Source organism: Pseudomonas sp. TUM22785 (genome assembly GCF_028198105.1).
Lineage (GTDB): Bacteria > Pseudomonadota > Gammaproteobacteria > Pseudomonadales > Pseudomonadaceae > Metapseudomonas > Metapseudomonas solani.
This window is the reverse complement of sequence record NZ_CP116239.1, coordinates 1,217,268-1,242,000: the sequence shown is the minus strand read 5'-3', so window position 1 is coordinate 1,242,000 and position 24,733 is coordinate 1,217,268. Positions and strand designations below refer to the sequence as shown.

Annotated in this window: 19 protein-coding genes and 3 tRNA genes; 5 read left to right on the top strand and 17 right to left on the bottom strand. The window is 67.5% G+C overall.

Translation table 11 applies throughout. The features are described 5' to 3' along the window. Window positions 1–26: 26 nt before the first annotated feature. The 14 genes from PI990_RS05840 to PI990_RS05775 form a co-directional block, all read right to left on the bottom strand. The gene (locus PI990_RS05840) at window positions 27–1,277 is read right to left on the bottom strand and encodes an acyltransferase family protein (protein WP_184488614.1); all 1,251 of its coding nucleotides are present in this window, start codon (window positions 1,275–1,277) and stop codon (window positions 27–29) included. 25 nt (window positions 1,278–1,302) lie between these two features. After that, window positions 1,303–2,049, bottom strand: coding sequence for an SDR family NAD(P)-dependent oxidoreductase (locus PI990_RS05835; protein ID WP_021221816.1), 747 nt, complete (start codon window positions 2,047–2,049; stop codon window positions 1,303–1,305). 29 nt (window positions 2,050–2,078) lie between these two features. Further along, a complete protein-coding gene (locus PI990_RS05830; RefSeq protein WP_442969318.1) occupies window positions 2,079–2,849 on the bottom strand; it encodes an aldolase in 771 nt (256 codons plus the stop codon). 58 nt (window positions 2,850–2,907) lie between these two features. After that, entirely contained in the window at window positions 2,908–4,626 is a 1,719-nt protein-coding gene (locus PI990_RS05825) for a GMC family oxidoreductase (RefSeq protein WP_271660069.1), read from the bottom strand. Between the two features lie 56 nt (window positions 4,627–4,682). After that, a complete protein-coding gene (locus PI990_RS05820; RefSeq protein WP_021221813.1) occupies window positions 4,683–5,447 on the bottom strand; it encodes an SDR family oxidoreductase in 765 nt (254 codons plus the stop codon). Window positions 5,448–5,482: 35 nt separating this feature from the next. Next, on the bottom strand, window positions 5,483–6,208 hold the full coding sequence (locus tag PI990_RS05815; RefSeq protein WP_021221812.1) for a cupin domain-containing protein: 726 nt from the start codon (window positions 6,206–6,208) through the stop codon (window positions 5,483–5,485). A gap of 36 nt (window positions 6,209–6,244) precedes the next feature. Further along, window positions 6,245–7,975, bottom strand: coding sequence for an FAD-dependent monooxygenase (locus tag PI990_RS05810; RefSeq protein WP_271660068.1), 1,731 nt, complete (start codon window positions 7,973–7,975; stop codon window positions 6,245–6,247). 22 nt (window positions 7,976–7,997) lie between these two features. Continuing rightward, window positions 7,998–8,711 (bottom strand): class I SAM-dependent methyltransferase, encoded by a 714-nt coding sequence (locus PI990_RS05805; RefSeq protein ID WP_271660067.1) that lies wholly within the window; start codon window positions 8,709–8,711, stop codon window positions 7,998–8,000. A gap of 35 nt (window positions 8,712–8,746) precedes the next feature. Continuing rightward, complete coding sequence (locus tag PI990_RS05800) at window positions 8,747–11,194, bottom strand: AMP-binding protein (protein WP_271660066.1); 2,448 nt, start codon at window positions 11,192–11,194, stop codon at window positions 8,747–8,749. Window positions 11,195–11,250: 56 nt separating this feature from the next. Next, entirely contained in the window at window positions 11,251–12,048 is a 798-nt protein-coding gene (locus tag PI990_RS05795) for a class I fructose-bisphosphate aldolase (RefSeq protein ID WP_037022255.1), read from the bottom strand. 9 nt (window positions 12,049–12,057) lie between these two features. Then, a complete protein-coding gene (locus PI990_RS05790; RefSeq protein WP_271660065.1) occupies window positions 12,058–13,383 on the bottom strand; it encodes a 3-dehydroquinate synthase II in 1,326 nt (441 codons plus the stop codon). Window positions 13,384–13,968: 585 nt separating this feature from the next. After that, window positions 13,969–14,044, bottom strand: a tRNA-Lys gene (locus PI990_RS05785). 11 nt (window positions 14,045–14,055) lie between these two features. Continuing rightward, window positions 14,056–14,132 (bottom strand) — tRNA-Pro (locus tag PI990_RS05780). A 9-nt stretch (window positions 14,133–14,141) separates the two neighbouring features. Further along, window positions 14,142–14,217 (bottom strand) — tRNA-Asn (locus PI990_RS05775). 204 nt (window positions 14,218–14,421) lie between these two features. On the opposite strand from PI990_RS05775, the gene PI990_RS05770 reads away from it, so the two are divergent. Then, the gene (locus PI990_RS05770) at window positions 14,422–16,734 is read left to right on the top strand and encodes a DUF1631 domain-containing protein (protein ID WP_271660064.1); all 2,313 of its coding nucleotides are present in this window, start codon (window positions 14,422–14,424) and stop codon (window positions 16,732–16,734) included. Window positions 16,735–16,743: 9 nt separating this feature from the next. Continuing rightward, on the top strand, window positions 16,744–17,076 hold the full coding sequence (locus PI990_RS05765; RefSeq protein WP_021219353.1) for a PilZ domain-containing protein: 333 nt from the start codon (window positions 16,744–16,746) through the stop codon (window positions 17,074–17,076). A gap of 58 nt (window positions 17,077–17,134) precedes the next feature. Here PI990_RS05765 and clpB read toward each other — a convergent pair whose 3' ends face one another. The 3 genes from clpB to rluD all read right to left on the bottom strand — a co-directional run bounded on the left by clpB (window position 17,135) and on the right by rluD (window position 21,562). Next, window positions 17,135–19,699: an ATP-dependent chaperone ClpB gene (gene clpB, locus PI990_RS05760; protein ID WP_271660063.1), complete on the bottom strand. Its 2,565-nt coding sequence runs from the start codon at window positions 19,697–19,699 to the stop codon at window positions 17,135–17,137. A gap of 166 nt (window positions 19,700–19,865) precedes the next feature. Further along, the gene (gene pgeF / locus PI990_RS05755) at window positions 19,866–20,591 is read right to left on the bottom strand and encodes a peptidoglycan editing factor PgeF (protein WP_271660062.1); all 726 of its coding nucleotides are present in this window, start codon (window positions 20,589–20,591) and stop codon (window positions 19,866–19,868) included. Beyond that, complete coding sequence (gene rluD / locus PI990_RS05750; RefSeq protein WP_442969317.1) at window positions 20,591–21,562, bottom strand: 23S rRNA pseudouridine(1911/1915/1917) synthase RluD; 972 nt, start codon at window positions 21,560–21,562, stop codon at window positions 20,591–20,593. The genes pgeF and rluD overlap by 1 nt, the downstream gene beginning before the upstream one ends. 148 nt (window positions 21,563–21,710) lie before the next feature. Here rluD and PI990_RS05745 point away from each other — a divergent pair, with 148 nt between their 5' ends. The 3 genes from PI990_RS05745 (at window position 21,711) to PI990_RS05735 (ending at window position 24,731) form a co-directional block, all read left to right on the top strand. Then, window positions 21,711–22,730: an outer membrane protein assembly factor BamD gene (locus PI990_RS05745; RefSeq protein WP_021219357.1), complete on the top strand. Its 1,020-nt coding sequence runs from the start codon at window positions 21,711–21,713 to the stop codon at window positions 22,728–22,730. Window positions 22,731–22,912: 182 nt separating this feature from the next. Next, window positions 22,913–23,149 carry a PP0621 family protein gene (locus PI990_RS05740; protein ID WP_021219358.1) on the top strand — a complete coding sequence of 79 codons (237 nt, stop codon included), beginning with the start codon at window positions 22,913–22,915 and terminating at the stop codon, window positions 23,147–23,149. Next, window positions 23,139–24,731: a sensor histidine kinase gene (locus tag PI990_RS05735; RefSeq protein ID WP_021219359.1), complete on the top strand. Its 1,593-nt coding sequence runs from the start codon at window positions 23,139–23,141 to the stop codon at window positions 24,729–24,731. The genes PI990_RS05740 and PI990_RS05735 overlap by 11 nt, the downstream gene beginning before the upstream one ends. Window positions 24,732–24,733 lie beyond the last annotated feature (2 nt).

Genomic DNA, 24,733 nt, shown 5'->3' with positions numbered 1-24,733 from the left:
ACCCAACCCGGCGCCGCGCCGGCGACCTACGGGGCCGGCGTGGGGGCCAGGGCTTGTGGGGCCGGTTCGGCGGGCAGGCGGGAGCGTTCGGTGATGCGCTTGCCGAGGGCGATCATGGGTTTCTCCACGGTGCGGTGGATCAGTTCGGTGGCGCCGAACACCAGCACCAGCATCAGCACCGTGTACTGCGGCCAGAGCGCGTCGGTGATGGCGATGCCCTCGCTGCGGGTGTAGCGGAACATCAGCTCCAGGGTCAGGTAGAACATCGGGATGTGCACCAGGTAGAAGGTGTAGGAGCGCTTGCCGAGGTAGTCCAGCACCCACTGCAGCGGCTGCGGGAAGACGATCAGGTTGCCCTCGCAGGCGGCCATGAACACCAGCGCCAGGGACAGCGCGCAGACCACCGGCACCGCCAGGGTGTTGCCGAAGCCGATGGCGGTGACGCTGCCCAGCACCAGCGCCAGCAGCGTCACCACCAGCGCCCCAGCGTAACGATGGCGGCCGGCACGTACGCGGATGGCCTCGAACCAGCTCTGGGTGGTGGCCAGGTACAGCAGGCAGCCATAGATCAGTCCGTCGCAGCGGGTCTGGGTGAAGAAGAACACCTTCATCGGGTCGGAGAGGCTGAAGGGCCGCAGCACCAGGCTGACCAGCAGCAAGCCGCCCACCAGAGCCATCACCCGCGCACGGGTGCTTTTCAGCAGCAGCAGGAACAGCGGGTAGAACAGGTAGAACTGCTCCTCCACCGACAGGCTCCAGTAAGGCGCCAGCGGCACGCCGCCGGCGATCTTGTTGTCCGGCAGCCAGAAGTTGAAGGTGTAGGTGAAGATGCCCAGCGCCGCCTGGGCGTTGTACACCGGCGGGGCGAAGTACTGGCCCTGGTTGAGGAACAGGCTGAACAGCATCACCAGCGCCACCACCAGCCAGGCCACCGGCAGGATGCGGAACACCCGGCGCACATAGAAGGCGCGGATGCAGGCCGCCCGCTGCACGCCACTGCGCAACCCGTCCAGCTGTTCCAGCAGGGTGCGCGAGATGATGTAGCCGGAGATCACGAAGAACAGGTCGACCCCGGCCCAGGCGTTGCCGAACAGGTCGAGCACCGACTCGGGCTTGGGGTAGTGCATGGTGAAGGTCCAGGGGTAGAACACCTGGTACAGGTGGACGTAGAAGGTCAGCAGCACGGCGATGGCGCGCAGCCGGTCGAGTTCGAGGTTCCTCGACGTGCCGCCGTGGGCAGCGAGCCCGGTGGCGGGCAGTTCGGTCTTCATGTTCATGGTGTCTACCCCTGGCGGCCCGTGGTTACAGCTTGGTGCCGCCGTCGACGCTGAGGATGTCCCCGGTGATCCAGCGCGAGGCGTCGGAGGCCAGGAACAACGCCGCGTCGGCGATATCCTCCGGCTGCGCGATGCGCTGCAGGGCCTGGATACCGAGCACGAAGTCGCGCCCCTCGTCGCTGCGCACGAAGCTGGACATCTCGGTGTCCACCACCCCCGGGGCCAGGCCGTTGACGCGGATGCCGCGCCCGCCGAGCGCCTGGGCGAAGTGCAGTACCAAGGTGTCCAGCGCGCCCTTGGTGGCGGCGTAGGCGGGGATGTCCCCCACCGCCGAGCGCGCGCCCAGGGAGGAGATCAGCACCAGGCTGCTGCCCTCGCCCAGCAGCGGCAGCAGCTGCTGGACCAGGAAGAACGGCGCGCGCACGTTGACCGCGAACAGCCGATCGAAGTCCTCGATGCGGGTCTCCTCCAGCGTCGCGGTCTGGGCGATGCCGGCGCTGGCCACCAGCACGTCCAGGCGGCGCACGCGCTCACCCACCTCGGCGGCGAGGATGCGCGGCCCTTCGGCGCTGGCGAGATCGGCCACCAGCACATCGGCGCGGCCGCCCCGATCACGGATCTCGGTGACCACGCCGTGGGCCTCGTTGACCCCACGGTTGCAGTGCACCAGCACATAGGCGCCGGCGGCGCCGAGGGCCAGGGCGGTGGCCTTGCCGATGCCACGGGAGGCCCCGGTGACCAGGGCGTTCTTGGAAAGCAGGGATGGCTGCATGGCGGAAACCTCGTGAAGAAAGTGAAGGGTCAGAAGGGCAGCTCGCGCAGGGCGCGGCGGGCGAAGTAGTCGAAGGTGGCGCGGCTGCGCGTGGGCTGGAGGATCCAGTCACGGGCCTCACGGGCCAGGGCCGGGTCGATGTCACAGATTTCCCCCGCCGCCTCGGCCAGCAGCTGCATGCGCGCGGTGCGTTCCACCTGCACGGCGAGCACGCAGGCTTCCTCGACACTGCGGGCGGCGATCACCAGGCCGTGGTGGGCCAGCAGGGCGGCGCGGCGGTGCTGCAACACCGAGGCGATCAGCTCGCCCTCCTCGTTGCCCACCGGCACACCCGGCCAGCGCGCGAGGAAGGACACCTCGTCGTAGAGCATGCAGCTGTCCATGTGCGCCACCTTCAGCGGGCGCTCCAGCAGCGACAGCGCGCTGGCATGCATGGGGTGGGTGTGGACGATGCAGTTCACGTCCGGGCGCGCGCGGTAGATCCAGGAATGGAAGCGGTTGGCCGGGTTGGCCATGCCGTCGCCGGCCATCACCACCAGGTCCTCGTCCACCTCCAGCAGGTTGGCCGGGGTGATCTCGTCGAAGCCCAGCCCCAGGCGCTGGGTCAGGTAGCGCCCCGGAACCCCGGTGCGCGCGGTGATCTGCCCGGCGAGACCAGAGTCGTGCCCGTGGGTGAAGAGCACGCGGCAGGTCAGCGCGACCTTCTCGCGCAGAGGCCGCTCCGTCGCCACCAGGTGGGTGTTCATGGCGTCGACGCTCTTGTCGATCAGCTCGGCCTTCTCGGCCAACAGGGTCTTCATGGCGTTGCCTCGGGTTCGGGTTGGGAAGGCCCGCGCCACCAGGGGCGCGGGCGTCGGTTCAGGCCGTGGCGTGGTGGGGGTGCGAGCGGCGCTCCTCCACCAATACCTTCGCGGCGAGCTGGGCGACCGAGAGCACCGAGGCGTGGATGTTCACCGCCGGCATCTCGGGGATCACCGAGGCGTCCACCACCCGCAACCCGTCCACGCCCCAGACCCGAAAGCGCGAGTCCACCACGCTGCTGGCCGGGTCACGGCCGGCGGAGCAGGTGCCGGTGTAGTGCAGGCCGGGGCCGGCGTTGCGGGCGATGAAGGCGAGCTTCTCGGCGTAGGTGCGCAGCGGGTCGACCGGGTAGAGGCCACCGTTGAAGCCGGCCAGCGCACGGCTCGCGCCCAGGGCCAGGCCGCGCTCGAGGGCAAAGACCATGTTGTCGCGGTCGACGCGCTCGGCGAGGTAGCCCGGGTCCAGCAGCATGTTCTGGCGCGGGTCCGTGCCGGCCAGGCGCGCGCGACCACGGCTGCGCGGCTTGGCGAGGAAGGGGATCAGCGTGTAGGAACCACCGGCCGGCGCCTGCAGCGGGCCGAAGGGGTACTGCATGCCGGCCACCTGCACGTCCGGGGCGAGGTGCGCCGGGCCGTTGCTGTAGTACGACATGGTCGACACGCCGTTGGAGAGCTGCGGCGGCACGAACACCCGAGAGCGGTACTGCAGGCTCAGCAGCAGGTGGTCCTGCAGGTTGCGCCCTACCGCCGGCAGGTGCTGGCGCACCGGGATGCCCTGGGCGCGCAGCTCGTCCAGCGGGCCGATGCCGGAGAGCATCAGCAGCTTGGGCGACTCGCAGGTGCCGGCGCAGAGGATGGTTTCGCGGTTGGCGCGGATCTGCACCAGGGCGTTGTCCACCAGCGCACGCACGCCCCGGCAGCGGTTGCCCTGGATGATCAGGTTGGTGATCAGCGCATCGGCCAGCACGCTGAGGTTGGCGCGGGCCAGGGCCGGCACCAGGAAGGCCTGGGCCGGGCCGACCCGGTAGCCGTCGGCGGTGGCGTTGACCTCGGTGACCCCGGCGCCATTGAGCGGGCGGCCGGCATTCAGTTCGATGGTGCGCAGCCCGGTGTCGCCGCTGGCGGCCAGGTAGGCGGCGGTGAGCGGGTGCGGGTCGGCGTAGCGGCCGACGCGGATGCGCGAGGGGCCGCTGCCGGGGCTGCCCACCGGGCGTGCCATGTCGTCATAGGCGCGGAGCAGCGCCTCGGCAGTCCAGGGGCCGCCGACATGGCGTTGCCACTGGGCCAGGTCGCGGGGGTCGCCGCGCAGCCAGATCATCGCGTTGATGCTGCCGGAGCCACCCACCACCTTGCCGGCCGCCAGGGCCTGCTGGCGGTTGTCCAGCTGCGCCTGGGCGGTGCTCTGGCGGGCCCAGTCGGTGTCGCTGCCGATGTTCTGCAGCCACAGGGCCACTTCGCGGACCTTGGGTTGGTCGATGCGGTGGCTGCCGGCCTCGATCAGCAGCACCGAGGCGCCGGTGGCGGACAGGCGATCGGCCAGCAGGCAACCGGAGGAACCAGCGCCGACTATCACGTAGTCGTAGTCCAGGCGCTGGGCCGGGCGGCCATCGCGCTCGCCGGCCAGGGCGGCGGCGGGCAGCAGGCCCATGCCGGCGGCACCGGCGCCCGCGCCGAGGGCCAGCAGGCGGGTGAGGAAATCGCGACGGCCGGAGGCGCCGAAGCCGGCTGCGCCCTCCCGGATGGCGTCGAGCGACGGGGAGTCGTTGTGCTTCTTCATGTTCGTTCCTGAACGAGGTCGGCTTCCTGGGGCGGGGGCGCGAAGCCCCCGCCGGTTCACGTGCGGGTGATGGTCACGCCGCCTTCCACGAACAGGGTCGTGCCGGTGACGAAACTGGAGGCATCGGAGGCCAGGTACAGCGCCGACTGGGCGATCTCCTCCGGGCGCGCCATGCGCTTGAGCGCGTGGATGCTCTCGACGAAGGCCTTCTGCTCCGGGGTGGAAGCCGCGGCGCGGCCCATCTCGGTGTCGGTGCCACCGGGCAGCAGCACGTTGACGCGCAGGCCCTGGCCGCCGTACTCGGCCGCCAGGGTGCGGGTCAGGCCCACCAGCCCGGCCTTGCTCGCCGCGTAGGCGGCCATGCCCGGGAAACCGACGCTGTGGCCGACGAAGGACGAGGTGAAGATCAGCGAGGCGCCGGGGCGCTTGAGCAGCTCGGGGATCTGGTGGCGCGCACAGAGGAAGGCGCTGGTCAGGTTGGTGTCGATCGTGTCGTGCCAGCCTTCGAGGGAGATATCGGTCACCGCGCCCAGGGCGCCCATGGAGCCGGCGTTGTTGAAGGCGATGTCGAGGCCGCCGAAACGGCTCACCGCCAGGGCCACCGACTCACGCACGCACTGCTCGTCCTTGATGTCACCGGCCAGGGCGACGGCCACGCCGCCAGCAGCGGTGATCTCGTCCACCAGCCGCTCCAGGGCCTCGCCCCGACGGGCCACGGCCACCACCTTGGCGCCCTCTTTCGCGAAGAGCTTCGCGGCCTCGAAGCCGATGCCGGAGCTGGCCCCGGTCACGATCGCGGTCTTGTTCGCCAGAATACTCATGTGTCACCTCGTTCCTTGTTGGGTTGTCCCGTGTTTCACGCCTGCTTGGCGGATTCGAACAGCCTGATCAGGCCGTCCAGGTTCTTGCCGAAGGGCGCCTCGCCCTCCTCCACCTTCTCGGCGTACTGCCAGAAATCGGTGCTGAACATCATTCCGTAGTCGCGCGCCTCGCTAACCGCCTTGAGCTGCACGATGGGGTTGTTGCGTGCGCCACGGACGCCCGGGAGGATCGGCCGGGCGATGGATTCGAAGTAATCCTTGAGGGTCACTTCGGGTGTATCCGGCGTCCACACCAGCCACATCATCACGGTCTTGTCGGAGATGTTGAGGAAGCCATGGATGTGGTTGCGCCGGCCGAAGACCATGGCGCCCTTCTTCATGGGGATCATGCGGATGGTGTCGCGCCCGGAGACGTCCGGCGGGTTGTCCATGTCGGTGTAGGTGCGGGTGCCCATGAGCATCACCACGCCGCCGTCGGGGGCGTAGAACCACTCGTCCGTGCGGGTGTGCACGTGCAGCGGCGGGCCCGAGCCCGGGGGGATTTCCACCTTGGCCATCAGGTAGCGGCCACGGGTGGTCTCGCCGGTCTTCACGAAGCGGATCGAGGCGCCTTCCGGCTCGCCGTTGACCACTTGCGGGTTGGGGTCGTCCTCGATCAGGGCGAAGGCCGCCGCGTTCTCCTCGGCATCCTCGGCGTAGTCCGACTGCAGGTCCTGTTCCAGCATCTCGCCGGTGTCGAAGCCGGCTTCCAGTGAGCTCATACATCCTCCTTGCGGGTCAGTGACCCGGTCGTTGATCTAGCCAACCGCACCCAGGACGCTACCCAGCGCCTGGCCATCCTTCGGGCTCACGGCACAGCCGTGGCCCACGAGTTTTTCCAGTACCGCGCCGGCGTCTTCCGGCACCGCATCGCCGCGCCAGCCGATGTGCTGGTCGGGGCGCACCAGCAGCAATCCGCAGCGGTAGCAGTCACGGGCGCTGGCCGGCAGTTCCACCACCGTCAGCGGAATGCCACGGGCGGCGGCGGCATCGCGCAGGCGCTCCACCGACGGCGCATCGGGGCCGTTGCGCAGCAGGGTGAAGCCACTGCTGAGCAGGTCGAATACCGAGCGTCGCGAACCCTCGCCTGCCGGCAGCCACAGGTGCGGCAAGCGCCCGCCGGGCACAGTGCTGGGCCGGTAATGCAGGGGGTCGTCCTCGGGCGGCTGGCCTTGCTGCCAGACGATGGGCGAGCCGTCGTAGCGCGCGCCCAGCTCCACACCGATGGAAGTGAACTGGCCACGGAAGCCACGCAACGAAACACCGAGTCGGGCACGGGCGCGCTCGCCCTCGGTGCCCCGCGCCTCGACGGCGGCGGGCACTTCCACCTTGCCCACCCGCTGGGTGAGCTGGCGCGCGGCCTCGGTGTTGCGCAGGGTGACCGGGCGCCGCTCCGCCTCGTAGGAAGCCAGCAGCCCTTCACCGGCCCAGCCCTGCACCGCGGCGGCCAGCTTCCAGGCGAGGTTGGCGGCGCCGTCGATGCCGGTGTTCATGCCGAAGCCGCCGGTGGGCGAGAACAGGTGGGTGGCGTCGCCGGCGAGGAACACCCGGCGATCGGAAAAGCGCTCGGCCACCAGGGCCAAGCCGCCGTGCCAGACGGCGTGGGCCAGCACCTCGACGCCGACCTCGGCGCCGATGCCCTGGCGGATGGCGGCGATGACCCGGTCGTCCTGGGGCATCTCGTCATGGGAGCGCGCCTGGGTCATGAGCAGGAACTCGTCCTCGCCGTCCAGGCTGATCAGCAGCATGCGCGCATCGGGCGCCACCACGTTGTACATCCAGGCCTTGCGCCCGGCGAGGATGTCGCGGTGCAGCGCAGGGATGCGCACATGGCTGGAGAACATGCGCCCGCTGAGGAAGCCGCCGCTGGAGCCGTCCGGCCCCAGGTAGCCGATGCCGAGGGTGCGGCGGACGAAGCTCTGGCCACCGTCGCAGCCCACCAGGTAGTCGGCGGTCCAGTGCTCGATGGCTTCGCCGCTGGCGCTTTCCACGGCGATCAGGCGCACGCCGTCGGCGTCCTGCTCGAAGCCGCTGACCCGCCAGCCGAAGCGCAGCTGGATGTTGGGGCGGGTGCGGATGTGTTCGAGCAGGAAGCGCTCGACGTACATCTGGTTGGCCCGCAGCAGCGGCTCGGGCACCTGGTCGGTGTCCTCGGCGCTGCGCGCCGCCGCCATGCGTTCGCGCTCGGACGGCATGTCCAGGCGCGCCAGTTCCCAGGCGTTGAGGCGGGTGAAGTAGGCGACGTCGCGCGGGTGGTCCAGGGGCAGGCCGAGGCGGCGGATGGCCTCCGCCAGGCCCAGGCGCCGGTAGTGCTCCATGGTGCGCGAGTTGTGGGTGTTCCCCTTGGGGTGCCAGCGGGTGTTGCGCTCGCTGTTGAACAGCACCACGGGCACGCCGTGGTGGTCCAGGAACAGCGCGAGCATCATCCCCACGGGGCCGCCGCCGACGATGGCCACGGCGGCGTGCTGGGTCTTCTGGCCTGTGCTCACGATGAGGCTCCGTCGCTGCCGGTCAGGCGCCTGCGGGTGCGTGCGCACCCGGCAGGAGCTGGAGGATGTCGTAGCGCGGTGCGCCCGCGCCCTGGCCGGTCACCGAGGCGACCCGGCGCGATCCGTAGCCGTGCTCGGCGAGCATCGCCTCCAGCGCACCGCCATCGCCCTGGCTGCTGAAGCCCATGAGCAGCATGCCGCCTTCGGCCAGATGCTCGGGGGCCTCGTCGAGGAAGCGCTTGTGGGCGGCGTAACCCGGGTCGCAGAAGGCGAGCATGATGGCCTTGTCGAAGACGTGTTCGGCCTCGACGAAGACGAAGTTGGAGTTCCAGAAGATGACGTCGAAACGCTCGCCCGCCTCCAGCACCTTGAACAGGTCACCCTGGCGGACCGACATCACCCCGGTGACGCCATGCCGCGCCGCATTGGCGCGGGTGTTGCGCACGGCCGCCTCGCTGATGTCGCTGGCCACCACTTCGCGGCAGCCTTCAAGGGCGGCGGTGACGGCGGTGACGCCGGCGCCGCAGCCGATCTCCAGCAGGCGCCCGCCCCGGGGGTAGGGCAGGTAGCGGGTGAAGATGCCGGTGGACTGGAAGTGGGTCGGCGGGAACACCCCCTCATGCACCACGAAATCGCGGCCCATGCATTCGTATTCGGTCTGCCCATCGGCCTCGGCGGCCGCGAGGCGCTGGCGGACCGACGCCAGTGCGCCGGCCTCCTGGATTGCTTGAGTCATGCTGAGATTCCTTCTGTGGATAACCGGCGAGGGGCTCAGAGCCCGTGCCCGGCAGCGGCGAGTTGGCGATCGGCGAGGGCCGGGCGCAGCAGGTGCAGCACCTGTTGCCCACCCTCCCCGGCCAGCAGTGCCTGGGCCACGCCACGCAGGTGACGCTTGAGCACCTTGCCGGTGGCGCCGACCGGCAGGAACGCCAGGTCACTGACCACGGCGACGGCGATGAAGCCCTCGGCGACGATCACGCCGCGCTGGGCGCAGGCCTCGTGCAGGGTGCGCAGCACACGGGAGGCGATGGTGGCCGGGTCGCCCGCATAGCGGTCGGGCAGCACCAGGGCGACCAGGCCGACACCGCCGCTGCGGGCCGGGTCGACACCGACCACGGTGACGTCGCAGACGCTTTCCACCTGCTGCGCCGCTTCCTCCAGCTGGAGGGTGTGCAGGGCGCCGGCGGGCGACTCGATGACGTCCACCGCGCGGTCGATCTGGAAAAACTCGCCGTCCTTGCAGAAGGCGATGTCACCGGTGAGGAAGTAGCCGCCGCGCCAGGCGTCGACGGTCTTCTGCGGCTGCTTCCAGTAGCCGGAGGTGACGGTGGGCGAGCGCACGGCGAGCAGGCCGACTTCGCCGGGCTTCACTTCGTCGCCGCTGTGCGGGTCGAGCACCTTGGCCACGGCGATGTCCACCGGGCGGCCGATGCAGCGCTGGGCGGCGACGGCATCGAGGGTCGATTCGCTGCGGAACAGCGCCATGCCCAGCTCGGAGCTGCCGAAGGCGTCGATGAAGCGCGATTGCGGCGCGCCTTCGAGTACCTGGCGGATATGGCTCTGGTGCGAGGCGTCGCCCATGGCGAACCAGCGGCGCACGGTGGGGAACTCGTCATGGCCGATGCCGCCTTCGACCAGCAGCACATAGCTGCGCGGGAAGGCCGCCACCGTGGTCGGCGCAAAGCGCTGGATGGCTTCGCGCAGCGCCTCGCCCTGCTGGGTGCCGAGGACGAAGGTGGGGATGCCGTGGAGGATGGCGGTTTCCAGGTGGCTGATGGCCGCCGAGTGGGACTGCGGCAGGGCGCTGAGGAAGCGCTCGTCCGGGCCTTCGGCGAAGCGCCCGATGCGGGCCCGCTTGCCCATGAAGAACTGCCGGTGCTCGAAGCGCACCGCCTTGGGCAGGCCGGTGGTACCGGAGGTGTGGCTGAGCATCACCAGGGTGGAGTCCTGCGGCTCCAGCGGCCACCAGGCGGGCATGCGCGGCGCCGGGTCGAGGGCGGCGCGGGTGACGTCGAGTACCGGGCGGCCGGCTTCGCGCCATTGCCGGGCGAAGTCGCTGGTGATCAGGGTGACGGCGTCGGTCACCAGGCGCTCGAAGCCGTTCTCGTCCATGTAGGCGATGCCGAACTCGGCCGGCATGGCCGGGTTCATCAGCGAGATGGCTGCGCCCAGGCTGGTCAGCGCCAGGTAGTGCAGCAGCGGCGCAAGGCCGTCTTCGACCGTGACCGCAACCACGTCGCCGGGCTTCACGCCCTGCTCCAGGTACCAGGCGGCCAGGGCCATGCGGTGGTGCTGCAGGTCATTGAGCGACAGGGCGCCGACCGGCGTGCCGCGCGGCAGGGTCAGGGGCTTGTCGAGGAACAGGAACGGCTCGTCGGGAGTGGTGCTCAGCGCCAGGCAACGGTCGAGGAAGTTGCCGCTGCCGAGGGAGGCGTCGGCGCGCAGCGTTTGCAGGGCGTCGGCGCTCATCAGGGTGCTGGCGGCGCCGAGGGGCTGGCTGCTGGGGCCCTGGGCCAGTTCGGTGAGCATGGCCATGCGCAGGTGCACCATCTCCTCGCCGATGGCGATGACCCGGGCACGCAGGTAGGGCCGCTCAACGAGCATGCGGTCGATGATCTCGCGCATGACGATGGCGTGGTCCTCGTCCTCCTCGATGTGCAGCACGAAGAAGTGCTCGGCCTCGCGGGGCGCGTTGTGGCTGCGCAGGGCGTCGAGCACCGGGCCGTAGATCAGCGGGACTATGGCCTCGGCGCCGAGGCACAGGGCGGCCAGGCCGTCGATGGGGTCGCTGCTGCGGCAGTGGCGGAACATGCCGTCGATGAGCTGGCGGGTACCGGGCAGCAAGGGGCGGCTGCGCGGCGGTGCCGACATCAGGTCCATGGAGCGGCGGTACAGCTCGGCGTGGGAGATGTCCACGCTGTCGCCGCCGGAGAGTTCCTCGGTGAGGTTGCAGGACAGCGACTTGAATTCGCCCTGGTCGGCGATGCCGCCCATCAGCGCGCAGAGGTAGCGGGTGAAGTACTGCGAGTAATAGTGGTGCTGGATGAGGAAGTGGCGCAGCTGGTCGAGGCTGACCGCGCCGTTGCGGCAGGCCACGAGGAAGGGGTTGGCGTTGAGCCGGCCCAGCAGCCCCTCGGGGAAGAGGTCCTTCCAGAGCGGCGAGAGCACGTATTCGTTGCGGGCACCGATGGGCGCCGCGTTGTCGTCGAGGTATTCCATTGACCTGTCTCCCGGGGTTGATCGCTTGTGGCGATCGCGTGGGGGTTGAGTTCCGTTCAAACGGCGCGACTGAGGTATTCCGTTTCGCCCTTGATGCAGTCGGCGAGGCGCCGCAGCAGTTCGAGGGGGCGTGGGTGCTGGAAGACGTTGCGCCCGACGCAGAGCCCCGCCGCGCCACTGGCGAGGATGGAGCGGGTGAGGCCGAGCAGGCGTTCGTCTTCCGTGCGTTCGCCGCCGGCGAAGAAGATGCGGATGTCGCGGCAGTGGGTTTCCACCAGTTCGGTGCAGTCGCTGGCGGATTCGGGCATGGCCAGCTTCACCGCGTCGGAGCCGAGTTCGGCCACCACCCGTACCAGGTGGCTGAGGCGCTTCTGCCGATCACTGGCGGAGAGCCCGCGGACCTTGTCGTAGAGCATGGTGAGGATGGGGAAGCCGGCGCTGTGGGCGGCGTCGGTCATGGCGCCGAGCAGGGCGACGTTGTGCTGGAAGTTGTCCTCGGTGAAGTTGATCTGGATCGACACCGCGTCTGCGCCCAGCTCCAGCGCCGTGTCGATGCTCGACACCATGATCTTGGTGTCGGGCTCGGGGGCGATGCTGGCCATGCCGTTGAGGTGGAGGATGACCCCGGTGGAGGGGTGCAGCATGTCCCGCAGGATCAGCCGCTCGATCAGGCCCTTGTGGCCGATGACCGCGCTGATGTGGTCGCTGGCGATCCATTTCTCGAAGTCGGCGGTGTGGGTCATGCCGGCGATGGGCCCGAGGGTCAGGCCGTGGTCGATGGGCACGATCAATCCGCGCCGCGAGGCCGGGAACAGCAAACGCCGCTCCCTCAGTACTCTGCTGACGTAGCTCATGGCGCGCCCCTATTTCTCGATGATCGATTCGTTGATCTTGATGCCCACGTGGCGGCCGGGCTCGGTGACGTAGCCGAGGACCTTGTCGCCGGGCTTGAGCTCGGAGATGTTCAGCGGCTTGGCGGCGTCGGAGAAGATGCGTACGTGCCAGTCGTCCTGCATGAGGATGTTGACCCGCTCCTTGCCGGGGAACTCGACCTCGATCAGGCGCAGCGGGCGCTGCTCGATCTTCATGCGACCCACGGCGGCGCGGCGCACGCGGCCCTTGGAGTTGACGATCATGATCGGCGAGCCGGCCTTCAGCTCGCTCATGTAGTCGGTGCGGTTCTCGGTGTTGAACACGTAGCAGTGCACGGCGCCGGCGTTGACGCGGAACGGCCGCAGCTCCATGTAGGGCAGGAAGTAGACCTCGGGGCAGCACAGCAGCCCGCCCTGGGAGGTGCTGCCGACCAGCATGCCCTCGTCGGGTTCGAACAGGGTGGAAGCGTCGATGCAGGCGCGGTAGCCCATGCCCACCGGGCGGCTTTCGATCACGGTGCCGACCTGGATATTGAGGTTGGCGGCGCTCTGCGCCTGGGACATGCGGGCGAGGAATTCGCTCATCACGCCGTGGTCGCGGGGCGAGAAGATCACCCCTTCGGCGCCGTATTCCATCACCCCGTAGGAGACGATGGCGTCATCCACGTCGGTGGGCGCCTTGATCTCCTTCATCAGCACGGTGGAGGTGGATTGCAGCGAGGCGATCACCAGCTCCAGCGGGATGTTGGTGGGGTCGCGGAAGAGGATCCACAGGTAGTTGCTGCGCAGCCCCAGGTCGATGGCGGCCAGCAGACTTTCGCGATCATCGACGTAGCTGGTATAGCAGGTGAGCAGGCCGTCGCGGCTCAGTTCGGCCAGGACGTCGGCGTCGTTGTAGGCGACGGAGCGGTTGCGGGCGGCGACGCCCTTCTTGAAGTCCTCGAACTGCGGGCCTTCGCGGAAGGCCTTGAGCTCGGCCGCATTACGCAGTCGCAGCACCACGTGCATCCGCGAGGGGACGGCGGGGAGCAGTTCGGCGAGGTTGTCCATATAAAGGACGATGCCGGTGTAGAGCGAGTTGATGACGCGGACGAAGATGCCATCGTCGGGGCGGCGGGTCGCCAACTGGGCGCTGTCGAACCAGACCAGCTGGCTGTCATTGGCGGTGCGTTTGCTTTCGCCGTTGCTGCGGATGTTGGTGAGCCGCACCGACGTTCGCTTGGATACCGTTTCGGGGGTCTCGAAGGCCTGGTCGGCGGCGTCTTCACGGATCACCGGGACCTCCTTGCCTTTCACCCCTGCGCTTGCGTTGCTCATGTTCCCTCCAGGCTGCGAGCCATTCCATTCAACTTGGTCATGTAGAGGCATCCAGAATCAGCTGCGTACAGCATCTGCATCGCGCAACCACAATCGGGAGTTCCTCTCCCGCTGGAACCGTTCTCGTGCACCCGGCGCGGTAGTGCGTCTGGGCAAGCGTGCAAAGAGCCGAAGGGGACGAACGGTTCGTCTCCGCCTGCTTTTGCGTGGAGCGGAGTCTTTCCCAGGGGCAGGTACGAGGAAAGACCATGTGAGCGATGGGGTATTCACTGAGGGGGATGAAGCACAGGCAGACGCGACAGGTCCGCAGACAGACCGGCCGTAGACAGGCGAAAAACAACGAAGCGGCACGGGCAGGCGGGAGAAAACCAGTCCCGTGAGGTCGGGTGTCAGACCCAAAAAGAATGTACGGACCTGCGGCAACTCGCCGCAGCAGCCGATCGACCGCCCGAACACGGGACTCTGGAGGTCTGGCGCCAGTGCGTAGATGCAGGAATGGAAGGCCGGAAACGAAAAAGCCCACCTCGAGAGGTGGGCTTCTTGAGGAAGCCTGGCAACCTGATGGCTACCTGACATTCCTGGATATGGTGGGTCGTGTAGGATTCGAACCTACGACCAATTGGTTAAAAGCCAACTGCTCTACCGACTGAGCTAACGACCCATAAAAAGGAGTGGTCGGGGTAGAGAGATTCGAACTCCCGACATCCTGCTCCCAAAGCAGGCGCGCTACCGGACTGCGCTATACCCCGTTTGGAAGTTGGCTCCGCGACCTGGACTCGAACCAGGGACCCAATGATTAACAGTCATTTGCTCTACCGACTGAGCTATCGCGGAACTTCTAACTTTCCAATCTCATCCGCTTTGAACCGTGGTTCGCTGCATCTGAGGCGCGCCATTTTACGTTTCCAGAACGAGCTGTCAACCCCTGAAAAGCGAATTTATACAATGCTTTGCAGTTGTCTGGCCGACTGCTATATCTGTGCCTATTCAAGATCACCTACAGGACGCGCCGGCCAAACGGCCCCGGCAGGACAGTCCATGAGCACCCAGGACACCCCTCCCCCTTCCTCCCGCCCGCAAACCATCCTTGCCAGCCGTGGTATCCAGCCACGCTTCGGCGAGTTGGTGCAGAGCTGCCGCAAGCTGGTGATGAACCGGCTGGCGGAACACCTGACCGGCGTTTTCGCCCAGGTCGACGACACCTTGTTCGAATGCGCCGAAAAGGCCGAGAACAACCAGGTGCAGACGCTGTTCTTCGACAGCATGCGCGACGTGCGCAAGCAGCGGCCGCAGATCGAACGCGCCTATCACCAGCGCATCGCCCAGCAGTTCGCCGATTTCCTCGATGGCACCCTCAAACCGGAACAGACGGCGGCCGAGATGGATGCCGACCGCCTGGAGCTGGTGCAGAACGAGGCCTATGAAGAGAGCTTGCTGGTCACCAATATGGTCAGCCGGGTCAAGGCACGCTGCGCGCAGTCGCTGTTCGCCCTCGACCAGCGCCTGGCGCTGCTCAACAACGGCAAGAAGATAGGCGAGGACAGCAACCCCTTCGGTCCCCAGGCCATCGCCCAGGCCTTCCGCGAAGCCCTGGAGCCGACGCCCTTCCCGCTGCGCATCAAGACCATCCTCTACATGCTCTTCGACCAGCATGTGATGCAGGGCCTGGAGACGCTCTACGACGCGCTCAACAAGCGCCTTATAGAAGCCGGCGTGCTGCCCAACCTCAAATACACCGCGCAACGGGCCCCCAGCCCGGCGCGCAGCGCAGCGGTGAACGGCCAGCCCGCACCGGCCGCCCGCAACGAGCAACCCACGCCGGCCACCACGCTGCCACCTCCCCCTGCCGACCTCGGCGCGCCGCCGCCCCTGGACCCGGGTGCCCTGTTCAGCGGCCTGGCCGCGCTGCTGGAGGAACACCGCCAGCGCAACCTCGATACACCGCTGCTCGGCGGCACCCCGAGCATCGCCAGCTACGCCCCGCGGGGTGCCACACGCACCTACAGCGCAGCGGAACTGCTGGAAGCGCTCAACCGCCTGCAGCAGCAGTCGGCCCATGAACTCGCCGCGCGCCTGCAACAGCCGCAGCGGGTGGACGGGCTCAAGGCCGACCTGCAACAGCAACTGGAAACCCACAGCAGCCTGCCGGGGCAGCAGAAGCTTTCCGACCAGGAAGCCGACGTCATCGACCTGGTGGGCATGCTCTTCGACTTCATCCTCGACGACGACAACCTGCCGGACAGCTGCAAGACCGCCCTTTCCCACCTGCACACGCCCTATCTGAAGGTGGCGCTGCAGGACAAGGCGCTGTTCACCCAGCATCACCACCCCGCCCGGCGCCTGCTCAACACCATGGCCCAGGCCGGCGTGCTCTATGGCGGCGAAGGCGAGGAGCGCGGGCTGCTGTCGAAGATGCAATGGGTGGTGGAGCGGATCATCCACGGCTTCATCGGCGACCTGCAGCTGTTCGACAGCCTGCTGGACGAGTTCAACGAATACGTCGCCACCCTGCGACACAAGGTCGAGCTGCGCGAACGCCGCGCGGTCGAGGCGGCCAAGGGCCGCGACAAGCTGCTCAGCGCGCGCCAGCAGGCGGTGGACGCCATCGCCAAGGTGCTGGCCGGGCGCGAACCGCCGAGCATCATCCGCAACTTCCTCGAACAGACCTGGAGCGACGTGCTGGTCTTCGTGCTGCTGCGCCACGGCGACCGTGGCGAGGAATGGCGACGCTCGCGGGAAGTGGCAGAGCAACTGGCCTGGAGTGGCACACCGCTGGATGCCAACGGCCGCGAGCGCCTGCAAGGCCTGCGCGTGGCCCTGCTGGAGGACCTGCGCAAGGGCCTGGAACTGCTCGGTGGCTACCACGAGGACGGTATCCGCCGCCTGCTGCAGGACCTGGTGGCGTGCCAGCACGCCGTGCAGGGCAAGCAGCCGCAGCTGGCAGCGCAGATCAACCCCGACCTGCCCAAGAGCCCGCTCAGCGAAATGCTCGGCGAAGACGCCGGGCTGCTGGCGCCGGCACGCCCGTCGGGCCTGTCGCCGCGCGCCCAGTTGCTGGTCAAGGAGCTGGAGAGCCTGGAGTTCAACACCTGGTTCGAGTTCGTCGAGGAGGGCCAGGGGCGCAAGCTCAAGCTGTCCTGGTACAGCCCGACCACGCGCAACTACATGTTCGTCGACCACAGCGGCCAGCGCGTCGCCATCAAGCCCATCACGCTGCTGGCCAGCGAGATGGAACAGGGGCTGGCACGCATCATCGCCCCGGAACACAACGCACCGCTGGTGGACCGCGCCCTGGGCGCCATCTACCGCGTCCTGCAACGTTTCACCGGCCGCAATGCCGAGCCGAGCTAAGGAGCCCCCATGGAAGACCGTCGACATAGCAGCCGCCACGCCACGGAACTCCAGTTGGAGGTTTACGACCTGCACTCCGCCCAGCGCCTGGGCCGGGTGGTGGACCTCTCCGCCGATGGCTTCATGCTGTTCAGCGAGTCGCCGCTGGCCACCGACTCGGTGTGGGAATGCCGCATCGTCTCGGCCACGCCGGTGGAGGGCGTCAGCGAAGTGCGCCTGGGCGCCGACTGCCTGTGGAGCCGCCCGGGTGCGGACGGCCAGCACAGCTGGGCCGGCTTCCACATCATCGACCTTGCCGAAGACCAGGCCGCGTCCCTGGATGTGCTGCTCCGGCACATCTGAGGCCGCGCACACTAAAAAGCCCCGCAATGCGGGGCTTTTTCTTTCCGGCTGGACGGCATCAGACGAAGACGATGTCCTCGCCTTCCACCTTGCCGCTGATGGCGATGCCCGGGGCGAACTTGCCAGCCAGGATCAGTTGCGCCAGGGGGTTCTCGATCCAGCGCTGGATGGCGCGCTTGAGCGGGCGCGCACCATAGACCGGGTCGTAGCCGACGGCGATCAGCTTGTCCATCACCTCGCTGGACAGCTCCAGGTTCAGCTCCCGCTCAGCCAGGCGCTTGCGCAGGCGCTGCAGCTGGATCTCGGCGATTCCGGCGATCTGCTCGCGGGCCAGCGGTTCGAACACCACCACCTCGTCGATACGGTTGATGAACTCGGGGCGGAAGTGGTTGCTCACCGCATCCATCACCGCCGCGCGCTGGGCTTCGCGATCTCCTACCAGTTCCTGGATCTGCGCGGAACCGAGGTTGGAGGTCATCACCACCACCGTGTTGCGGAAGTCCACGGTACGGCCGTGGCTGTCGGTGAGGCGACCGTCCTCCAGCACCTGCAGGAGGACGTTGAACACGTCCGGGTGGGCCTTCTCGACTTCGTCCAGCAACACCACCGAGTACGGCTTGCGACGCACGGCCTCGGTCAGGTAGCCGCCCTCTTCATAGCCGACATAGCCCGGCGGCGCGCCGATCAGCCGTGCCACGGAGTGCTTCTCCATGAACTCGGACATGTCGATGCGTACCAGCGCCTCCTCGGTGTCGAAGAGGAACTCGGCCAGGGATTTGCACAACTCGGTCTTGCCGACACCGGTCGGGCCGAGGAACAGGAACGAGCCGCTGGGCCGGTTCGGGTCGGACAAGCCCGCACGGGAGCGGCGCACGGCGTTGGCCACGGCGACCACGGCTTCGTCCTGGCCGATCAGGCGCTTGTGCAGCATGGCCTCCATGTTCAGCAGCTTCTCGCGCTCGCCTTCGAGCATCTTCGAGACGGGGATGCCGGTCCATTTGGAAACGACCTCGGCGATTTCCTCGTCGGTGACCTTGTTGCGCAGCAGCTGGTTCTCGGTCTTGCCGTGCTGGTCGACCATCTGCAGGCTGCGCTCGAGGTCGGGGATGATGCCGTACTGCAGCTCGGCCATGCGCTGCAGGTCGCCCTTGCGACGGGCGGCCTCCATGTCCAGGCGGGCTTGCTCGATGCGCTGCTGGATCTGCGCCGAGCCCTGCACTTCGGCTTTCTCGGACTTCCAGATCTCTTCCAGGTCGGCGTATTCGCGCTCCAGGCGGGCGATGTCGTCCTTGAGCTTTTCGAGGCGCTTGAGGGCGGCGTCGTCGTCCTCTTTCTTCAGGGCCTCCTGCTCGATCTTCAGCTGGATCAGGCGGCGCTCGAGGCGGTCCAGCGCCTCCGGCTTGGAGTCGATCTCCATGCGGATGCGGCTGGCGGCTTCGTCGATCAGGTCGATGGCCTTGTCCGGCAGCTGGCGGTCGGTGATGTAGCGGTGCGACAGCTTGGCGGCGGCGACGATGGCGCCGTCGGTGATGGTCACACCGTGGTGCACCTCGTAGCGCTCCTTGAGGCCACGGAGGATGGCGATGGTGTCTTCCTCGTTGGGCTCGTCCACCAGCACCTTCTGGAAGCGGCGCTCGAGGGCGGCGTCCTTCTCGATGTACTGGCGGTATTCGTCCAGGGTGGTGGCGCCGACGCAATGCAGCTCGCCGCGTGACAGCGCGGGCTTGAGCATGTTACCGGCATCCATCGCGCCTTCGGCCTTGCCGGCACCGACCATGGTGTGCAGCTCGTCGATGAACAGGATGATCCGGCCTTCCTGCTTGGACAGCTCGTTGAGCACCGCCTTGAGGCGCTCCTCGAACTCGCCGCGGAACTTGGCGCCGGCGATCAGCGCGCCCATGTCCAGGGACAGCAGGCGTTTGTCCTTGAGGCCATCCGGTACTTCGCCGTTGACGATGCGCTGGGCCAGGCCTTCGGCGATGGCGGTCTTGCCGACGCCGGGCTCGCCGATCAGCACCGGGTTGTTCTTGGTACGGCGCTGCAGGACCTGGATGGTGCGACGGATTTCGTCGTCACGGCCGATCACCGGGTCGAGCTTGCCGTCTTCGGCGCGCTTGGTCAGGTCGACGGTGTACTTGTCCAGCGCCTGGCGGGATTCCTCGACGTTGGGGTCGTTGACCGCCTGGCCGCCACGCAGGTTGGCGATGGCGTTCTCCAGCGCCTTGCGGGTGACGCCCTGGCCGAGCAGCAATTTGCCGAGCTTGGTGTTCTCGTCCATGGCGGCGAGCAGCACCAGCTCGCTGGAGATGAACTGGTCACCCTTCTGCTGGGACAGGCGGTCGGCCTGGTTGAGCAGGCGCGCCAGGTCCTGGGACAGGTTCACGTCGCCGGTGGGGTTCTGGATCTTCGGCAGCCCGTCCAGTTCCTTGGTCAGGGCGCTGCGCAGGGCGGCGATGTCGAAGCCCACCTGCATGAGCAGGGGCTTGATGGAGCCGCCCTGCTGGTCGAGCAGGGCGAGGATCAGGTGAAAGGGTTCGATGGCCGGGTGATCGTGGCCCACGGCCTGGGACTGGGCATCGGAGAGCGCCAGTTGCAGCTTGCTGGTCAAACGGTCGATTCGCATAGGGCAGTCCTTCCTTTAAAGAGCGGGCTGGAGCGATGAAGGCTCCGGAGACGAGAAGCCCGCCGAGATGAAGTCTAGATAAGGACGATTCTGGGCGATTCAAGCCATCGCGACTTGACGGGGGTCAGTCGACGACGGTCGGCGCGGCGATCCGCAGGAGGAAAAGTCAGTCGACGAGCCAGACGAGGCTGGCGAATCGCCCGGTGCGCGAGGCGCGGCGGTAGGAGAAGAAACGCGGATCGGTGACGGTACAGAAGCCGCCGCCAAAGACAGCGGTGACGCCCCGTGCAGCGAGACGGATGCGCGCCAGGGCATAGATATCGGCGATCAACCGGCCTTCGTTGTGGCTCGGGCGGAAGGCCGACTCGGTTTGCGGGTGCTGGGCGACGAAGGCGTCGCGCACTTCCGGCCCGACCTCGAAGGCATCGACGCCAATGGCCGGGCCGAGCCAGACCAGCACCTGGTCCGCCGGGCGGTCCAGGGCATCCAGGGTCGCTTCGAGCACGCCATTGGCCAGCCCGCGCCAACCGGCGTGGGCCGCCGCGACACGGGTGCCGGCGCGATCGCAGAACAGGGCAGGCAGGCAATCGGCGGTCATCACCAGGCTGGCGATGCCGGGCGTCGAGCTCCAGCTGGCATCGGCCGTCTCGACACAGGTCGGATCGGCCTCGACCACGCGCACGCCGTGCACCTGGCTGAGCCAGGCGGGCTGGCAGCCGAGCGTCTCGACCAGGCGCTGGCGATTGCGGGCAACGGCAGCGGGAGCGTCATCGACGTGATCGCCCAGATTGAAGCTGTCGAAGGGGGCCTCGCTGAAGCCCCCGGCACGGGTGGTGACGCAGGCGCGAACCCGCTCGGGTGCAGGCCAGTCGGGCGTCAGCCAGTCATTCATCAGTTGAAGGACTCGTGGTCCTGGCGCAGCAGGGTGAGCAGCCAGACCATATCGTCGGGCAGCGGCGACTCCCACTTCATGCGCGCGCCGGTCACCGGGTGGTCCAGCTCGAGGAAGCGGGCATGCAAGGCCTGGCGGGGGAAGTCCTTGAGGGTCTGGACCAGCGTCTGGCTGGCGGCCGGAGGAATACGGAAGCGGCCGCCGTAGACGGGGTCACCCACCAGCGGGAAATTCACATAGGACATGTGCACGCGGATCTGGTGCGTGCGCCCGGTTTCCAGCTTGACCCGGGCATGGGTGTGCGAACGGAAGCGCTCCAGCACACGGTAATGACTGACCGCCGGTTTGCCGCCAGCCACCACGCCCATGCGCTGGCGCTGCTGGGAGCTACGACCGATGGGGGCATCGACCTTGCCGCCGGCGGTGATCACGCCGACCACCACGGCCTCGTAGATGCGACTGACGGTGCGGGCCTGGAGCTGAGCCACCAGCTTGGTGTGGGCTTCCAGGGTCTTGGCTACCACCATCAGGCCGGTGGTGTCCTTGTCCAGGCGATGCACGATGCCGGCACGGGGCACGTTGGCCAGGTCCGGCACATGGTGCAGCAGGGCATTGAGCAGGGTGCCATCGGCATGCCCGGCAGCGGGGTGGACCACCAGCCCGGCGGGCTTGTCCAGCACCAGCAACTGGTCGTCCTCGTAGACGATGTTCAGCGCGATGTCCTGGGCGACCCACTCACCCTGGCATTCCTGCTCGGCGTTGAGCTCCAGCACGGCACCGCTATAAACAGTGTCACGCGGGCGCAGCACCTGGCCGTCGACCGTGAGCAGGCCGTCCTTGATCCAGGCGGCCAGGCGCGAACGCGAATGCTCGTCGAAGAGCTGTGCAGCGACCTGATCGAGGCGTTGCCCGCCCAGTTCGGACGGCACCTCGGCGCTGAGTTGGATGACCTGCTTGATAATTGGGGACATGCTCGGAAACGGCGGGGGCGCAGCCTTTGGTTTCGGCCACGCGCTTGTGGTTAAATACGGCGTCTTTGTCCTGGGGGAGCCCAGGGCGCCCATCATAACAGGACGGCTCCGCCCAAGACAGCCAGCCGTCACAGGGACGCAAGCCGCTATGCAAGTGAAACACCTGCTGCTGATCGCTATTCTCGCCCTAACCGCCGCCTGCTCCTCCAAAGAGGTGGTAGACGAGAACCTGAGCGAGTCCGAGCTGTACCAGCAGGCTCAGGCCGATCTGGACAACAAGAGCTATACCAGCGCCGTATCCAAGCTCAAGGCCCTCGAGTCCCGCTATCCGTTCGGTCGTTATGCCGAGCAAGCCCAGCTGGAACTGATCTACGCCTACTACAAGAACGTCGAGCCCGAAGCCTCCAAGTCCGCCGCCGAGCGCTTCATTCGCCTGCACCCGCAGCATGCCAACGTCGACTACGCCTATTACCTGAAGGGCCTGGCCTCCTTCGACCAGGACCGTGGCCTGCTCGCCCGCTTCCTGCCGCTGGACATGACCAAGCGCGACCCGGGCGCTGCCCGCGACTCCTATAACGAGTTCGCCCAGCTGACCACCCGCTACCCGCACAGCCGCTACGCGCCGGACGCCAAGCAGCGCATGATCTACCTGCGCAATCTGCTGGCCGCGTACGAGATCCACGTCGCCCACTACTACCTGACGCGTCAGGCCTATGTCGCCGCCGCCAACCGCGGCCGCTACGTGGTGGAAAACTTCCAGGAAACCCCTGCCGTCGGCGATGGCCTGGCCGTGATGGTCGAGGCTTACCAGCGCCTGAGCCTGAACGACCTCGCAGCCACCAGCCTGGAAACCCTGAAGCTCAACTACCCGGACCACCCGAACCTGGTCGACGGCCAGTTCGTACCCCGCGAAGAAGAAGCAGATAACCGCTCCTGGCTGGCCAAGGCCACCCTCGGCCTGATTGAGAGCGAGCCGCCGCTGCCGCCGGGCGAAACCCGCGCCAACCAGGACGTGATCAAACAGTACGAAGACGCCCAGGAAGAAATCCCGGACGAGCTCAAGCCCGAGAACCAGCAGGAAGTGCAGGAAGAACAGCACGAAGCCGAAGCCAACAGCAGCGGCGACCGCTCCTGGTTCAGCTACATGACCTTTGGCGTTTTCGACTGAGAACGACCGCGATGTAAAGAAGAGGCCTGCGGGCCTCTTTTTTTATCCGCACGAAACGTGCTCGTCCCTGTTTTTGCGCCTGGCCAGGGGACCTGATGCACAGCTCGCACCCTCCCCGCTGGGCGCCGACCATCGGCTTGGCTAAACTGCGCTCCTTTCAACGACAAGTGAGCTCGACTGGGATGGTCCGCCTGCTGTTCTGGATTGTTGTGATCTTCGCCGCCGTCTGGGTCTGGCGCCGCATGAAGACGCCACCGGCGCCGCGCCCGCAGAAGCCCGTGGACGAAACCGCCAGCCCGATGGTGCGCTGCACCCAGTGCGGCGTGCACGTGCCCCAGGCCAACGCGCTGGCCAACGGCGAGCGCTGGTACTGCAGCCGCGCGCACCTGGAACAGGACACCTCCAGCGGTGAGCGCTGAAGCCCCCGCGCTGGGCAGCCAGCCGGCACGCCGCATCTTCCGCCTCTACAACATCTACCGCCTGCTCATCGGCCTGGCACTGGTAGGCCTGATCTCCAGCGAGCTGGACAGCGAACTGCTCGACCTGGCCCGCGCCCAGCTGTTCCGCAATGCGTGCTGGTTCTACCTGCTGCTGAACATCCTCATCGCGCTGATGGTCCGCCACCCGAAACACATGCTGCAGGTCTTCAGCCTGGCGCTGGTGGACGTGATCCTGCTGTCCTGCCTATTCTATGCGGCGGGCGGCACGCCGAGCGGTATCGGCAACCTGGTGATAGTTGCGGTGGCGATCGCCAACATCCTGCTGCGCGGCCGGGTCGGCTTGCTGATCGCCGCCGTTGCCGCCATCGGCATGATCTACCTGACCTTCTACCTCAGCCTCAGCCGCCCGGAAGCCGCCAGCCAGTACGTGCAGGCCGGCGCCCTGGGTGCCTTGTGCTTCGCCGCCGCCCTCTTCGTCCAGGGCATCAGCAAGCGCCTGCAACTGAGCGAGACCCTGGCCGAAAAACGTGCCGCCGACGTCGCCAACCTGGAAGCGCTCAACGCCCTGATCCTTCAGCGCATGCGCACCGGCATCCTGGTGCTCGACCCCCAGCACCGCGTAATCCTGGCCAACCAGGGTGCACTGACGCTGCTGGGCCGCGAGGACCTGGCCGGCAAGGTCCTCGACCCGCAAAGCCCGGAGCTGGTGAAACGCCTGCAGCAGTGGCTGGACAACCCCACGCTGCGTCCCCAGAGCCTGCAGGCGGTGGCCGAAGGCCCGGTGCTGCAACCGAGCTTCGTCTCCCTGCAGCGGGGCGAGCAGCGGGACACCCTGATCTTCCTCGACGACATCTCGCAGATCGCCCAACAGGCCCAGCAACTCAAGCTCGCCTCCCTGGGTCGTCTGACCGCCGGCATCGCCCACGAGATACGCAACCCACTGGGCGCCATCAGCCACGCGGCGCAGTTGCTGCAGGAGTCCGAGGAGCTGTCCGGTCCCGACCAGCGCCTGGCGCAGATCATCCAGGACCAGTCTCGGCGTATGAACCTGGTGATCGAGAACGTCCTGCAGCTCTCCCGCCGCCGCCAAGCGGAGCCGCAATTGCTCGACCTGAAGTACTGGCTGCACCGCTTCGCCAGCGAATTCCGCAACGCATCCGGCCCGGGCCAGACGCTGCACATCGAGACCAACAGCGGCACCATCCAGACCCGCATGGACCCGCACCAACTCACCCAGGTACTGACCAACCTGGTACAGAACGGCCTGCGCTACAGTTCACAGAAGAACAAGGTAGGACAGGTCTGGCTGAAGCTGTTCCGCGACCCGGAAAGCGACCTGCCCGTTCTGGAAGTGATGGATGACGGCGCCGGCGTACCCGCCGAGCAGGTGCAGCACATCTTCGAGCCCTTCTACACCACCGAAAACAAGGGCACCGGGCTTGGCCTGTACATCTCACGGGAGCTGTGCGAGAGCAACCAGGCCCGTCTCGACTACAGGCCCCGCGAAACCGGAGGCAGCTGCTTTCGCATAACCTTTGCCCACCCGCGCAAATTGAGCTGACC